We start from the raw sequence: 14,472 nt of genomic DNA, 5'->3' as shown, positions 1-14,472 counted from the left end.
TCTCGGCAGCCCTTGCGGCCGCTGACGGTTCACTGATAAACGGATCCAAACCTCTGGTTTGGGTCCGTTTTTTTATGCTTGTGATCCGCTCTGGCCATCCTGATGAGCCCGTTCAGGCCATCAGCAATGGATGATGAGTGGGCTGATAAGCGGCGAACGAAAGTCGTGGGGGTGGGTGAGATAAAAAAGCCGCAGCGGATGAACGCTGCGGCTTTTTGCTGGCTTGCAGTAAGGGGTTACTGGCGCCAGAAGGAGGGGAAGAAGAGCACGGCGACCGTCAGGATCTCCAGTCGTCCCAGCAGCATGCCGAATGACAAAAGCCATTTGGCCGATTCCGGCAGGCTGGCAAAGTTGGTGCTGGGGCCGACCACCGGGCCCATGCCCGGGCCGACGTTGGCGACAGCGGTGATGGAGCTGGATATGGCCGTCAGAGGGTCAAGCCCGATGGCGCCCAACAGTGCAGCTATCACCAGAATGATGGCGAAGTAGGCCAGTACGAAGGAGATCATCGAGCGGATGATGGCGTCATTGACCGTCCGGCCGTTGTACTTCTGGGGGAAGACGGCAGAGGGGTGCATCAGCTGGCGCATCTGCTTTCTGAACAGGGCAAACGCCACCTGTACCCGGAAGATCTTGAGGCCGCCCGCAGTGGAGCCGGAGCAGGCCCCAAGAGCCAGCAGCACGATGAAGACGATGCTGGCGAGCGGCCCCCAGGTGCCGAAGTCACCAAGGCCGTAGCCGGTGGTGGTGAGCACCGAGACGATGTTGAAGCAGCTGATGCGCAGGGCATCCCAGAAGCCGAACAGGTCTCTCTCCCACAGATAGAAGGTCATGATGACGGTGACCCACACCACCAGCCAGAAGAAGCCGCGCACCTGGGCATCCTTGAACAGGCTGTTGTCCCTGTGGTTGAGGCTCTGCACATAGAGCAGGAAGGGCAGGCCGCCGAGGAACATGAACAGGGTGCCAATCCAGTGGGCCGAGTTGGAGAAGTGGGACATGGATTGATCGGAGGTGGAGTAGCCGCCGGTACTGAGAGTGGTCATGGCGTGGTTGATCGCCTCGAACATGTTCATGCCGCTGGCCCAGTAGGCCATGAAGCAGAGCATGGAGAGCACCAGATAGACCACGACGATGTTGTTGGCCACCGTCTTGGCACGCGGGGCGCTTTTGTCTGACCAGTCAGAGCTCTCGGTCTGGAACAGCTTCATGCCGCCGACGTTGAGGTAGGGCAGCACGGCAACCGCCATCACGATAAAGCCGACCCCGCCCAGCCACTGCAGGATGGAACGCCACAACAGGATGCTGTGGGCCATGTTGTCGAGGCCGGAGAGCACGGTGGAGCCCGTGGTGGTCACCCCCGACATGGTCTCGAAATAGGCATCGGTGAAGTTGATGTGGGTGATGAAGACAAAGGGCAGGGCGCCGAAGATGCAGGCCACCACCCAGACCGAGGTGGTGAGCAGGAACATCTCCCGCACCCCCAGATGAAACTCCGCCTTGCGACCGTAGTGGAGGCAGAGCAGGGCAGCGCCGTGGGTGATCAGCACGGACTTGAGAAACTCGACAAATCCCTCTGACCCGGTGAGCAGTGCCAGCAAGGTGGGCAGCCACATGAAGAGCGCCAGCTTGGAGAGCACCAGCCCGAGGGTGAAGATAATGGGACGCAGCTTGATCATGTTCGATAACCTGGTCGTTGATTAACAAAAGACCCGGACCATCCCCTTGGGGGAGCTGAGCCGGGTCTGGTTTGACAGCCTGTGCGCATGAAGACGTTACAGGAAGAAGGGGCTTGGCTGGAATAGCCGCTCCACTTCCGGGATGTACTTCTTGTCCACCAGGAACATGACCACGTGGTCATCCTGCTGGATCTTGGTGCGATCGTGGGCGATCAGCACCTCATCCCCGCGCACTACGGCACCGATAGTGGTGCCCGGCGGCAGCTTGAGCTCGCCCACCGTCTTGCCGACCACCTTGGAGGTGTTCTCGTCACCGTGGGCAATCGCCTCGATCGCCTCGGCCGCGCCGCGGCGCAGACTGTACACGTTGGCGATATCGGCTCGGCGCACATGGGTCAACAGGGCCGAGATGGTGGCTTGCTGGGGCGAGATGGCGATATCGATAGAGCCACCTTGCACCAGATCGACATAGGCGCCGCGCTGGATCAGCACCATGGTCTTCTTGGCGCCCATCTTCTTGGCGAGCAGCGCCGACATGATGTTGGCCTCATCCTCGTTAGTCACGGCGATGAAGACGTCGATCTGGTCGATGTGCTCCTCGGCCAGCAGCTCCTGATCCGCCGCATCGCCGCAGAAGACGATGGTGTTCTCCAGCAGTTCGGAGAGCTGCTCAGCCCGCTTCTGGTTGCGCTCAATGAGCTTGACGCTGTAGCGCTTCTCCAGCTGGCGGGCGAGACCGGCGCCGATGTTGCCACCACCGACGATCATGATGCGGCGGTAGGGGCTCTCTAGGCGCTGCAGCTCCGACATCACGGCGCGGATATGGCCCGCGGCGGCGACGAAGAAGACCTCGTCATCCGCTTCGATGATGGTGGTGCCTTGCGGACGGATCGGGCGGCCCTGACGGAAGATGGCCGCTACCCGGGTCTCGATGTTGGGCATGTGCTCGCGCAGGGTGGAGAGGGCGTTGCCCACCAGCGGGCCACCGTAGTAGGCCTTGACCGCTACCAAACCGACGCGTCCACCTGCAAAATCAACCACTTGCAGGGCTCCCGGATATTCGATCAGGCGACGCACATAGTCGGTCACCAGCTGCTCCGGCGCGATCAGGTGATCAACCGGTACCGATTCTGGCAGAAACAGGCGATCCCGCTCGGTCAGATAGGCTGGCGAGCGGATCCGTGCCACCTTATTCGGGGTGTTGAACAGGGAGTAGGCCACCTGACAGGCGATCATGTTGGTCTCGTCACTGTTGGTGACGGCGACCAGCATGTCGGCATCCTGAGCACCCGCTTCGCGCAGCACCTTGGGGTGAGCGCCGTGACCGTTGACCACCCGCAGGTCAAACTTGTCCTGCAGTTCGCGCAGGCGCTCACTGTCGGTATCGACGATGGTGATGTCATTGTTCTCTCCGGCCAGGTTCTCGGCCAGAGTGCCGCCGACCTGGCCGGCTCCCAAAATGATGATTTTCATAGGGAACGTCTACTCACGTTGAGGCAGTAAAGGGGCATTTCGCCTGCATGGCGATTGCCCCGGAAGAAGCATGTCAGCGTCACAGCTTGACCAGCTTGGCGTAGTAGAAGCCATCCATCTCGGCTTCACCCGGCAGGAACTGGCGACCCGGGTAGTCCGGGGTGTCCTGTTCGTGCAACGGTACCAATTTGGCATCTTTGGTCGCGGCAAGGAATGCACGGATCTGTTCGCGGTTCTCTTCCGGCAGGACGGAGCAGGTGGCGTAGAGCAGGGTGCCGCCGCTTTTCAGCTTGCCCCAGAGGGCGTTCAGAATACGGCGCTGCAGCTCGGCCAGCTCGCGGATGTCCTGATCACGGCGCAGCCACTTGATGTCTGGGTGGCGGCGGATGACGCCGGTGGCGGAGCAGGGAGCATCCAGCAGGATGCGGTCGAACTGACCCTCCGGCCACCACTGTTCCGGTGCCGCCGCATCGCCATGGATCACCTTGGCGGTGAGGCCGATACGGTCCAGGTTCTCCTGCACCCGCTTGAGGCGGTTTTCGTCGGCATCGAGGGCCACCACGCCAGCCAGCTTGGGTTGACGCTCCAGCAGGTGGGCGGTCTTGCCGCCGGGGGCGGCGCAGGCATCCAGCACCCACTCACCCGGTTGCGGGTCGAGCAGGGCGGCAGCCTGCTGTGCTGCGCCATCCTGTACCGAGCAGTCGCCGACCTCGAAGCCGGGCAGCTTGGTCACATCGCAGGGACGCTCCAGCAGGATGCAATCCTCGCCCTCTTCACCGGCCACGGCATTGATGCCGGCTTCGGCCATGCGGGCCAGCATCTGCTCGCGGCTCTGGCGCTGGCTGTTGTTGCGGATCCACATGGGGGGGCGCTGGTTGTTCGCCTCCATGATGAATTCCCACTCATCGTGATAGGCCTGACGCAGGCGCTTGGTGAGCCACTCCGGATGACCGAGGCGAATGCTGGGAACACGGTCGATACGCAGCAGAATGACTTCGGCGCTGCGCTGGAAGTTGCGCAGCACGCCGTTGATGAGGCCACGCAGGGAGGTGCCCTTGAGCAGTTTGACGGCGTTGACGGTCTCGGCCACCGCGGCGTGAGCCGGAATGCGGGTGTAGATGAGCTGGTAGAGGCCGACCAGGATGAGGTAGTGGAAGATGCGGCTCTTGTTCTTGAGCGGCTTGTCCATCATCTCGCCGACCGCCGCATCGAGGCGGGGCAGCCAGCGCAGGGTACCGTAGCAGAGTTCTTGCAGGAGGGCGCGATCGCGGGGCGCAACCTTCTCCTGGGCAGCAGGCAGAACGGCGGAGAGGGACTGGCCCTGATCCAGCACCTGTTGAATAACGAGAGCAGCCTGTGCGCGTGTTTTCATAGTGTTACCTTAGATGCGCAAGTCGGGGCCTGGGCCCCGCTTGTGTCAATTCAATCCAGTTCAATTCAATTGCGTGCCGGGTTCAAACCAGTCGCGGCGAGAGTTGAGCAGGTCCGTCACAGACATCGCCTTCTTGCCGGGCGGCTGCAGGGTCAGCAGGCGCAGTACCCCTTTGCCGGTGGCGATATCGATCCCCTGCTTGTCAGCCTTGAGCAGGGTTCCGGCGCGCTGGCCATGGTCGCTGTCGATGACGGCGGCTTGCCATACCTTGATGGTCTGGTCAGCCACTTCGAACCAGCTGATGGGCCAGGGATTGAAGGCGCGGATGCAGCGCTCGATGGCTGCGGCGTCCATCGACCAGTCGATGCGGGCCTCTTCCTTGGAGAGCTTCTCGGCGTAGTTGGCCAGCGCATCGTCCTGCACTTCGGCCGCGGTGTCGCCGGCGGCCATGGCGTCGATGGTGTCGACCAGCGCCTGCGGGCCCAGCTCGGCCAGTTTGTCATAGAGGCTGGCGGAGGTCTCGTCGGCGGCGATGGGGCAGGTCATTTTGCGGATCATGGCGCCGGTATCCAGTCCCACATCCATCTGCATGATGGTGACGCCGGTTTCGGCATCGCCCGCCCAGATGGAGCGCTGGATCGGTGCGGCACCGCGCCAGCGTGGCAGCAGGGAGCCATGGACGTTGATGCAGCCCAGACGCGGGGTATCGAGTACCGCTTTGGGCAGGATCAGGCCATAGGCCACCACCACCATCAGGTCGGCGCCAAGGGCGGCCAGCTCGGCCTGTGCCTCTTCCTTGCGCAGAGAGGCAGGTTGGTAAACCGGCAGGTTGTGGGCCAGTGCCAGCTCTTTGACCGGGCTGGCGGTGAGCTTCTGACCACGGCCAGCAGGCTTATCAGGCTGGGTATAAACGGCAACGACCTCGTGGTCGGAAGACAACAACGCCGCCAGGTGACGGGCGGCGAAGTCGGGAGTACCGGCAAAAATCAGTTTCAGCTTATTCAATGGGGCAGATCCTCAGAGGACTTTGCGATCTTCACGGGCCATCTTTTCCAGCTTCTGGCGAATGCGCTGGCGCTTGAGCGGGGACAAGTAATCCACAAACAGCTTGCCGACCAGATGATCCATCTCATGCTGGATACAGATGGCGAGCAGATCATCGGCTTCCAGCTCGAACGGCTTGCCGTGGCGATCCAGGGCGCGGATCTTGATCTGTTCGGCGCGAGGCACCAGAGCACGGCTGCCGGGCACGGAGAGGCAACCCTCTTCGATACCGGTGCTGCCGCACTGCTCGATGACCTCCGGATTGATCAATACCAGAGGATCTTCACGGTTTTCAGAGACATCGATCACTATGATGCGCTGGTGAATGTCGACCTGAGTCGCGGCCAGGCCAATGCCTTCCTCCGCGTACATGGTTTCGAACATATCATCTACAATCTGTTGTAACTCGGGTGTAAAGGTCTCGACAGGGGCTGCAACGGTGCGCAGGCGCTCATCGGGAAAACGCAATACATCTAGAATGGCCATAGTTTTTTCTTTAGTTTCGTATAAATGCAGTCAATATTGGCGTAATTCTAGTCATTTACGCCGACAAAAAACAGCAACACTTTGCGTACAGAAGTAACAGGGAGTGTTATGTATCTGAAGCAAACCATCCTCGCCTGCCTGCTGGTGACCGTGAGTCAGGCAGCAGTGGCCGATCAGCTGAGGCTGAAAGCGGGTTACCCCGAAAGTTATGTAGTGCAAAAAGGCGACACCCTGTGGGATATCTCCGGCAAGTATCTTTCCGAACCCTGGCTCTGGCCCCGTCTCTGGAACATCAATCCGCAGATTGCCAATCCTCACTGGATCTACCCCGGTGATGTACTGCATCTGAGCTGGGTCAATGGTGAACCCCGGCTCGGCAAGGCGATGCAGGGTGGCAAGCAAGTCATCCGTCTCGGCCCGAAAACCCGTTACGAGAACAAGGCCAACCCCATTCCGACCCTGCCTATCAGCGAGATCGGCCCCTTCCTGCAAACCGACCATATTCTGGCTGACAGCCAGCAGCAGAAAACCTTGCCCTATCTGCTGGGGTCGGATCAGAAACATATCGGCATGCTGGAGGGGGACACCCTCTATGTGCAGGGCTCCCTGACGCCGGGGCAGGTTTATGGCATTTATCACCCCGGAGTGGTCTACAAGGATCGCGAAACTGGTGAACTGCTGGGCCAGGAGGCGATCTTTGCCGGTGTGGTGCGGGCCGTTGCGCGTCTTGATGGCGATCGGACCGAGGTGATGCTGACTCATAACCAGCGCGAAGTGCTGCAGGGCGACAAGGTGATGCCGCTGCCCGCTCAGGAGAACATACCCGCCGTATTCACACCGAAAGCGGCACCTGCCATCACGCCGGGCTATATCATCGATTTGCCGAACAAGACCCGGGGCGGTGGCAAGTTTGATGTGGTGCTGATCAACCGGGGTGGCCGCGATCAACTGGTCGCCGGGGATGTACTGGATGTCAGACGGCCCGGTGCTGCCCTGGTCACCAAGAGTGGCGATGTACAGTACAAGGAGCTCTCGTCGGTTTTTAACCGGGTGTTTTACAGCAGTAACAAGAAGGCACCACTGCCCTCTGAAGCGATTGCCCGTGTCATGTTGTTCAAGGTGTATGACAAGCTCAGTTACGGTCTCATCATGCAGAGTAACGACATGGTGAGTGCGGGCTATCAGGTCACTCACTTCTGACGTGAACTACCCCGCCGCGCGTCTGGCGCTTTGGCTAACTCTCGATGCGGTCACCGGTATTGGTCCGGTGACCGCTGCACGTCTGTTGGAGCGGGCCGGGGGAAGTATTGAGGCCCTGTTCCAGAGCGATGAAGCGCAATTGCATGGTATGGGGTTGTCGTCAGAGCAGATCAAACAACTGCGCTGGCCTTCGCCGGTGGTTGAGCAGAGCCTGGCTTGGGCCGCTTTGCCTGACAATCTCCTTATTCCGCAAGATCACCCGGTTTATCCACCCTTGTTACGGGAAATTCCCGCGGCCCCCCTTTTGCTCTACTGTCGTGGAGATCTTGCTGCGCTGTCGCTACCCCAGCTGGCAATGGTGGGGACACGCCATCCTACCTATGCAGGCAAAGATAATGCCTCCCGCCTTTGTAGCGAGCTGGTTGGATGCGGGTTAGCGATCACCTCGGGCCTTGCGCTCGGTATCGATGGTGTTTGCCATCAGCAAACGCTGGCTTGTGGCGGTATCACCCTTGCCGTGTTGGGTTCCGGGCTGGATTGCCTCTACCCCAAACGCCATCAGGGGCTGGCAGGTCAGATTCTGGAGAGCGGTGGTTTGCTTATCTCCGAGCTGGCGCCGGATAAAGGACCGCTGGCTGAACATTTTCCTCGTCGCAACCGTATTATCAGTGGTCTGTCGCTGGGAGCTCTGGTGGTGGAGGCGACCGAGCAGAGCGGTTCGCTGATCACCGCTCGCTATGCGCTTGAACAGGGGCGTGAACTGTTTGCGGTACCCGGTGCTCCGCAAAATGCCCAGGCGATAGGGTGCAACAGATTAATTCAGCAGGGAGCCAAACTTGTGCTGAGTGCGGCCGATATAGTGGAAGAGCTGCCAGAGTGGGTCGCACGGCCAGATCCGTCGGTTACATCATCTGAGCAACCGCATAATAGCGAATTGCCTTATGCCGATTTGTTGGATAACGTAGATTATGAGACCACGAGCGTGGATACCGTTGCCGAGCGGGCCCAGCTTCCTGTCGAAGTGGTATTGGGCAGGTTGGTAGAGCTGGAGCTGGCCGGTGCAGTGATGGCGGTAGCCGGTGGATACGTCAGAGCGAGGAGGGCGAATCATGTTTGATGTATTGATGTACCTTTTCGAGACCTACATCCACAGCGATGCAGATGTGATGGTCGAGCAGGATGAGCTCACCGACGAGTTGAGCCGGGCCGGTTTCGATAAAGAAGAGATCGACAAGGCGCTCGACTGGCTGGAGCGGCTGGCCAATCTGCACGATAGCGAGCGGGAGGTCTATGTCACCGCCAGCGCGCAAGGCTCGATGCGTATCTACGCTCCGCAAGAGCTGGCACGCCTCAGCACCGAGTGCCGCGGCTTCCTGCTCTTTCTGGAACAGGCCCAGGTGCTGAATGCCGAAACCCGCGAGATCTGTATCGAGCGCCTGCTCGAGCTGGACAAGCCGGATATCGAGCTGGATGACCTGAAGTGGGTCGTCATGATGGTGCTGTTCAACGTACCGGGCAGTGAAAATGCCTACCAGCAGATGGAAGAGCTGGTGTTTGATGAGTCAGACGGCGTCATTCACTGACAGTCCGGTGCCGCGCTGGTAGAATTCAGGCCATCTGGATTTCAAGGCGCGGCCCATGTCAAAAATCGATCATCACCTCTTTTCAGCCCACGAACATGCCTTCGAGCGCGAGCCGTGCCCGCAGTGCGGGGCCGAGCTGGTGATCCGCCAGGGCAAACATGGCCCATTTCTTGGCTGTTCTGCCTATCCTGCCTGTGATTACATACGCTCCCTGACGCCATCCGGCCGCGACATCGAAAAGGTGCTCGAAGGCTCTGCTTGTCCCGATTGCGGAGAGCCGCTGGCGATCAAGAAGGGGCGTTACGGTCTCTTTGTCGGTTGTACCCAGTATCCGGCCTGCCAGCATATCGAATCCCTGCAGGAGAGCGACGATACCCAGATCCTCTGCCCCGAGTGCGGCAAGGGTCATCTGGTGAGCCGTACCTCCCGCTACGGCAAGCAGTTTTACTCCTGTGATGGCTATCCACACTGCAAATATGTGGTGAACGACAAACCGATCCCCATGCCCTGCCCCGCGTGTGGCTGGGGCATCATGGTAGAGAAAAGAGTGAGGGGAACTCTGCGTTGGGTCTGTCCGCAAAAGAAATGCGGCCACCAAAGTGAGCAGGTATAATCCCGCCGCCGCAACCGGATTGAAACGTTTTCGGTGAACTTCAACCCCCCACTTGGAGTAAGGAAATTCCCACCATGAATAAACCCTTTGTTGCCGTATTGATGGGCTCTGATTCTGATTTCCCCGTGATGCAGACCACCCTCGAGGTGCTCAAGTCATTTGATATCGCAGTGGAAGTCAAAGTCACCTCCGCGCACCGCACGCCGGCTGCGACCCATCAGTATGTGACCGATGCCGAGGCCCGTGGCTGCAAGGTCTTTATCTGTGCTGCCGGTCTGGCTGCGCACCTGGCGGGTGCCGTTGCCGGCATCACGACTCGTCCCGTGATCGGGGTGCCCATCGATGGTGGCCCGCTCAAGGGGCTGGATGCGCTACTCTCCACCGTGCAGATGCCGGGTGGTGTACCGGTAGCGACCGTGGCGATCGGCAAAGCCGGTGCCAAGAACGCAGGTTATCTGGCAGCCCAGATGCTGGCAGTAGCCGATGATGAACTGGCGGCCAAGGTTCGGGCCGAACGCCAGAAGAATGCCGAAGAGGTGATGGCCAAGGATGCCGCCCTGCAGGCTCAACTCAAGTAAGTGAATAGGTGGCGATCCGGATGTGTCGTATTTTTCCTGTGCAACAGCAACACGTTACTTTGCCATGGTCGCCGCCATACGGATTCAACTTGCTACTAAGTGACGAGGCGGCAGCGTGGCTGCCGCATTTTTCCTATGCCAAATGAATTTGAACAGGCAGTTGCCGCCCTCCAACAGGAAGGGGTGATTGCTTATGCGACCGAGGCCGTGTTTGGTCTGGGTTGTGATCCCGACTCCGAAGTTGCGGTGCAGCGACTGCTGGCCATCAAACAGCGTCCGGTGGAGAAGGGGTTGATCCTGATTGCTGCCGACGTGGCGCAATTGCAGGATTACATCGATCTGAGCCAACTTAGTGGTGAACAACTGGCTCGGGTTGAAGCCAGCTGGCCCGGCCCCTTTACCTGGATCATGCCTGCCCGTGCAACGACGCCGGCCTGGCTGACCGGGCAGTTCGAGACCCTCGCGGTACGCGTGACGGCTCATCCTCAGGTGCAGGCGTTGTGTCGCGCCTTTGGCAAGCCGCTGGTTTCTACCAGCGCCAACCTGACCGGTGAGGAGCCTGCCCGTCGAGTGGCCGATATTGGTGAGCGGCTGGCAAGCAAGTTGGCCTATATCCTGCCCGGTGAAGTGGGTGGTCAAGCTAACCCCTCCGAGATCAAGGACGCCCGAACCGGCGCCATTATCCGCCCCTCCTGAGCTGGCGGATACGTCATGATTTGCTATCAATCTGCTGAGTGGTGAGCTCACCGGATTGATTTAACTATAAAAATGGACAGGGCGTTCACGATCCTGCCTGACTGGAGACAAGATGAGCAAACCGGATGTGGCCCAGGTCAAGGCCTTCCTGTTGCAGTTGCAGGACGAGATCTGCCGTGGTCTGGAGCAGGCCGATGGCAGTGGACACTTTGTGGAAGATGCCTGGAGCCGTGAAGGCGGTGGCGGTGGTCGCACCCGTGTGCTGCGCCACGGCGCGGTGATCGAGCAGGGGGGCGTCAACTTCTCCCATGTCTATGGCGATGCCATGCCTGCCTCTGCTACAGCCCATCGGCCAGAGTTGGCTGGTCGCAAGTTCGAGGCGATGGGCGTGTCGCTGGTGATCCATCCGCACAACCCCTATGTGCCGACCAGCCACGCCAACGTCCGTTTCTTCATCGCCGAGAAGGAAGGCGAAGAGCCCATTTGGTGGTTTGGCGGTGGCTTCGATTTGACGCCCTTCTATCCGTTTGCCGAGGATGTGCAGCTCTGGCATCAGGTCTCCCGTGATCTCTGCCAGCCGTTCGGTGATGAGATCTACCCCGAGTTCAAATCCTGGTGCGATCGCTACTTCTTCCTCAAGCACCGCAACGAGACGCGGGGGGTGGGCGGCCTCTTCTTCGACGATCTGAATCGCTGGCCTTTTGCCGACTGCTTTGCCTTTATGCAGGCGGTAGGTCGAGGATATCTCGATGCCTACCTGCCGATCATCGAGCGACGCAAGGCGCTGCCCTATGGCGAGCGGGAGCGGGAGTTCCAGCTCTATCGTCGCGGTCGTTATGTGGAGTTCAATCTGGTGTATGACCGGGGCACCCTGTTCGGGTTGCAGACCGGCGGACGTACCGAGTCGATCCTGATGTCGATGCCACCGCTGGCACGTTGGGAGTATGACTGGCAGCCGGAGGCGGGCACTCCTGAAGCCTTGCTCTACACCGATTACCTCACGCCGCGAGAATGGCTGTGACCCGAGGGACCATGATGGTCCCTTTTTACTGGCCGTTATTCGGCTTGTTCCCGAGTGCGAAAACCCGTTAAATCGGAATATTGCCCTCTGATGGAACTCTTTGATGGATCGTTATCTGGTTTTTGGCCACCCGGTGCGCCACAGCAAGTCCCCCTTTATTCACACCCTGTTTGCCAGACAAACCCAGCAAGAGCTGGAGTATGGGCTGGCTGAACCCGCCGTCGACGAGTTTGCCCAAACTCTGCGTGCTTTCTTTGCCCAAGGGGGCAAGGGGTGCAATGTCACCGTTCCCTTCAAGGAGCAAGCATTCACTTTGGTCGATCGCTTGAGCCCGAGGGCCAAGCGGGCGGGCGCGGTCAATACTATCAAGCTGACCGATGATGGCGTGTTGCTGGGGGATAATACCGATGGTGCCGGATTGGTCGCCGATCTCAAGTCCCATGGTGTGACGCTGGCGGATAGCCGGATCCTGCTGCTGGGTGCCGGTGGCGCGGCTCGTGGTGCATTGGCGCCGCTGCTGGCTGAGTTGCCGAGCGAGCTGGTGATCGCCAACCGCACCCACACAAAAGCGCAACAGTTGGCTGCCGAATTCCACGATCTGGGGCCTGTGACTGCCCAGACCTATGAGCAGTTGGCAGGGCCATTCGATCTCGTCATCAACTCTACCTCCGCCAGCCTGCAAGGGGAGCTGCCGCCGTTGGCCCCTGCCCTGATCCACACTGATATTGCCATCTACGACATGATGTATGGCGCCTCGGATACGGCGTTTATCAGTTGGGCCAAGCAGCATGGGGCCCGTCAAACTATGGATGGACTCGGCATGCTGGTGGAACAGGCCGCCGAAGCGTTTACCGTGTGGCGCGGAATTCGTCCCGGGACTAAACAGGTATTGAGAGAGTTGAAGCGTAACTTGGGGGTGATATGAACCAGGGTATTCTGTTTCCCGACCTGATGGAGTGGCAGGCTGACGAACAGCGGGTGCGTTTTCCTGCCCAGCAGATGGGGGCGCTGATAGATTGTTACATCAGCCAGCGGCGACTGGAGAGAATGACCGGTCTGGCGCTGACGAGGGAGGATGACATCGTCAGAGCCTTCGAAAGTGTACGTTTTGATATTGAAGATATGGCTGAAAAACTCATTGAAGAACAAGAGTTTGCTGAAGATGGCGCTATCTACCTCTGATTTTTCAAAGTTTTTTTGTTTTGTAGCGGAACTACTTTGAAATGGCGCTGACTAACTAGATAGTTGAGGAAGTGCTAGCTAGTCACCTTTATAACTCCCCGGTATTCGTACTGGGGATTTTTTTATCTGCATGAAAGCAAAGGGTTTTTTCTTAATCTGTAAGTTGTGAAACTAAATTACATAAATTACTTTCACTTTCTGCTGCTTTGCTGTACAGTTGTCTGCGTAGGGTACAGAGGTAAGATGTTCTATCTTTCAGACCTTTTATTTCACGTAATTGAATGTGGCTGAATAGCTGCCCCGATGAGGTTCTCGTCGGGGTGTTTTTTTATGCGCATCATTTAGAGTAAATGCTTTAAATTGGCGATGCATTTGATAGAATGAGGCTGCTTCTTGAGGAATACCTGTCGTCTGGTACTCAAGATTCAGCTTCTTCCCAATTTTTTGAACTTATTATTTCAGGCTGGATGGCATCACTGTCGTCCGGCCTCATTTTTATCCCTTTCGGTTAGAACTTGTAATTAAATTTCATTTTTGTCTCTTTTTGTAATTCTTGTTCGTTTTGAAAGAACGAATTTGAAAACGCTATCAACGCCTACTTAAGTTAATTATTTTTGTGAATTAACTGCCTATCTATATGAACTTTAAGCAGTATTGGATATAGCAGGGGAGGCGAATGCGGGGTATTTGTCGTGAGGCAGGTGAAAGCGGCAATCTGAAACCCTTTCAATCAGCGGAGGAGTGCTCCGCCAATTGCAAGGAGAGCGAGGAGTTGATTACTCCTCGGCAGGTTGCTGTTCATCAGCGTCCAGCAGGTCGGTATCGTCACCACTGACGTACCATTCGGTCAGGGTTTGCGCCAGCTTCTCCACACCGATATTGGTGAGGGAGGAGAACGCTTCGACCTGGATCTGGGAACCGAGGTTGGCAACGGCCTGGCGCACCTTGATTACCTGGTTGTTGCGCGGGCCGGGGCTCAATTTGTCAGCCTTGGTCAGCAGCAGCATGACGGGCAACTGACGGTGCGAGCTCCACTCCAGCATGTTCATGTCGGTATCTTTGAGCGGGTGGCGGATGTCCATCAGGATCACCAAACCTTTCAATGACTCACGGCGCTGCAGATACTCTGCCAGTGATTTTTGCCACTTGAGCTTCATTTCCAGCGGAACTTGCGCATAACCATAACCCGGCAAGTCGACCAGACGCTTGCCCGGTTCCAGCTCAAACAGGTTGATCAGCTGGGTACGACCGGGTGTCTTACTGGTGCGCGCCAAGTTCTTGTGTTTGGTTAAGGTGTTCAATGCAGATGACTTACCGGCGTTGGAACGGCCGGCAAACGCGATCTCGACACCCCCATCATTTGGCAGGTGACGGATGTCGGGTGCGCTGGTCACAAAATGCACCTTATTGAAATTCAGAGTTTGTGTATCCAACGTAAATTCCCCATGGAGATAGAGGGTTATAGAGTTACTTTTTTGTAAAATGGTGTAAAATAGCGTCGCTTAAACGCGTTTATTTTAACATGCCTTCAGCGGCATGGGATCT

The 14,472-nt window shown here is 58.2% G+C and carries 15 protein-coding genes; 9 read left to right on the top strand and 6 right to left on the bottom strand.

The window, feature by feature from the left end:
* Positions 1-236 precede the first annotated feature (236 nt).
* From I6L49_RS14740 to def, 5 genes are all read right to left on the bottom strand, one after another.
* Positions 237-1,679 (bottom strand): TrkH family potassium uptake protein, encoded by a 1,443-nt coding sequence (locus I6L49_RS14740; RefSeq protein WP_069527008.1) that lies wholly within the window; start codon positions 1,677-1,679, stop codon positions 237-239.
* 96 nt (positions 1,680-1,775) lie between these two features.
* Positions 1,776-3,152: a Trk system potassium transporter TrkA gene (trkA, locus tag I6L49_RS14735; RefSeq protein WP_005339689.1), complete on the bottom strand. Its 1,377-nt coding sequence runs from the start codon at positions 3,150-3,152 to the stop codon at positions 1,776-1,778.
* A gap of 79 nt (positions 3,153-3,231) precedes the next feature.
* A complete protein-coding gene (gene rsmB, locus I6L49_RS14730; protein ID WP_216949820.1) occupies positions 3,232-4,524 on the bottom strand; it encodes a 16S rRNA (cytosine(967)-C(5))-methyltransferase RsmB in 1,293 nt (430 codons plus the stop codon).
* A gap of 60 nt (positions 4,525-4,584) precedes the next feature.
* Entirely contained in the window at positions 4,585-5,529 is a 945-nt protein-coding gene (fmt, locus tag I6L49_RS14725) for a methionyl-tRNA formyltransferase (RefSeq protein WP_216949819.1), read from the bottom strand.
* A 12-nt stretch (positions 5,530-5,541) separates the two neighbouring features.
* Positions 5,542-6,054: a peptide deformylase gene (def, locus tag I6L49_RS14720; RefSeq protein WP_005339694.1), complete on the bottom strand. Its 513-nt coding sequence runs from the start codon at positions 6,052-6,054 to the stop codon at positions 5,542-5,544.
* A gap of 108 nt (positions 6,055-6,162) precedes the next feature.
* Between def and I6L49_RS14715 the strand changes: the two genes are divergently transcribed.
* The 9 genes from I6L49_RS14715 to I6L49_RS14675 all read left to right on the top strand — a co-directional run bounded on the left by I6L49_RS14715 (position 6,163) and on the right by I6L49_RS14675 (position 12,927).
* Positions 6,163-7,254 (top strand): LysM peptidoglycan-binding domain-containing protein, encoded by a 1,092-nt coding sequence (locus I6L49_RS14715; RefSeq protein WP_216949818.1) that lies wholly within the window; start codon positions 6,163-6,165, stop codon positions 7,252-7,254.
* Position 7,255: 1 nt separating this feature from the next.
* Positions 7,256-8,371 (top strand): DNA-processing protein DprA, encoded by a 1,116-nt coding sequence (dprA, locus tag I6L49_RS14710; protein WP_216949817.1) that lies wholly within the window; start codon positions 7,256-7,258, stop codon positions 8,369-8,371.
* Positions 8,364-8,837 (top strand): DUF494 family protein, encoded by a 474-nt coding sequence (locus I6L49_RS14705; protein WP_005339699.1) that lies wholly within the window; start codon positions 8,364-8,366, stop codon positions 8,835-8,837. The genes dprA and I6L49_RS14705 overlap by 8 nt, the downstream gene beginning before the upstream one ends.
* Positions 8,838-8,892: 55 nt before the next feature.
* The gene (locus I6L49_RS14700; protein ID WP_216949816.1) at positions 8,893-9,450 is read left to right on the top strand and encodes a type I DNA topoisomerase; all 558 of its coding nucleotides are present in this window, start codon (positions 8,893-8,895) and stop codon (positions 9,448-9,450) included.
* 74 nt (positions 9,451-9,524) lie between these two features.
* Positions 9,525-10,028, top strand: coding sequence for a 5-(carboxyamino)imidazole ribonucleotide mutase (gene purE, locus I6L49_RS14695; protein ID WP_005339704.1), 504 nt, complete (start codon positions 9,525-9,527; stop codon positions 10,026-10,028).
* 135 nt (positions 10,029-10,163) lie between these two features.
* Positions 10,164-10,724 carry a Sua5/YciO/YrdC/YwlC family protein gene (locus tag I6L49_RS14690; protein WP_005357519.1) on the top strand — a complete coding sequence of 187 codons (561 nt, stop codon included), beginning with the start codon at positions 10,164-10,166 and terminating at the stop codon, positions 10,722-10,724.
* A 112-nt stretch (positions 10,725-10,836) separates the two neighbouring features.
* Entirely contained in the window at positions 10,837-11,745 is a 909-nt protein-coding gene (gene hemF, locus I6L49_RS14685; protein WP_216949815.1) for an oxygen-dependent coproporphyrinogen oxidase, read from the top strand.
* Positions 11,746-11,848: 103 nt separating this feature from the next.
* Complete coding sequence (gene aroE / locus I6L49_RS14680; RefSeq protein WP_216949814.1) at positions 11,849-12,670, top strand: shikimate dehydrogenase; 822 nt, start codon at positions 11,849-11,851, stop codon at positions 12,668-12,670.
* Positions 12,667-12,927 (top strand): DUF1488 domain-containing protein, encoded by a 261-nt coding sequence (locus tag I6L49_RS14675; protein WP_019445781.1) that lies wholly within the window; start codon positions 12,667-12,669, stop codon positions 12,925-12,927. The genes aroE and I6L49_RS14675 overlap by 4 nt, the downstream gene beginning before the upstream one ends.
* A 776-nt stretch (positions 12,928-13,703) precedes the next feature.
* Here I6L49_RS14675 and yihA read toward each other — a convergent pair.
* Positions 13,704-14,360, bottom strand: a complete 657-nt coding sequence (gene yihA, locus I6L49_RS14670) for a ribosome biogenesis GTP-binding protein YihA/YsxC (protein WP_026034975.1) — start codon at positions 14,358-14,360, stop codon at positions 13,704-13,706.
* Between the last annotated feature and the right edge of the window lie 112 nt (positions 14,361-14,472).

The sequence above is a fragment of the Aeromonas sp. FDAARGOS 1419 genome, assembly GCF_019047045.1.
In the GTDB taxonomy this organism is placed as follows: Bacteria; Pseudomonadota; Gammaproteobacteria; order Enterobacterales; family Aeromonadaceae; genus Aeromonas; species Aeromonas veronii.
This window is presented reverse-complemented; position numbering and strand designations above follow the sequence as displayed.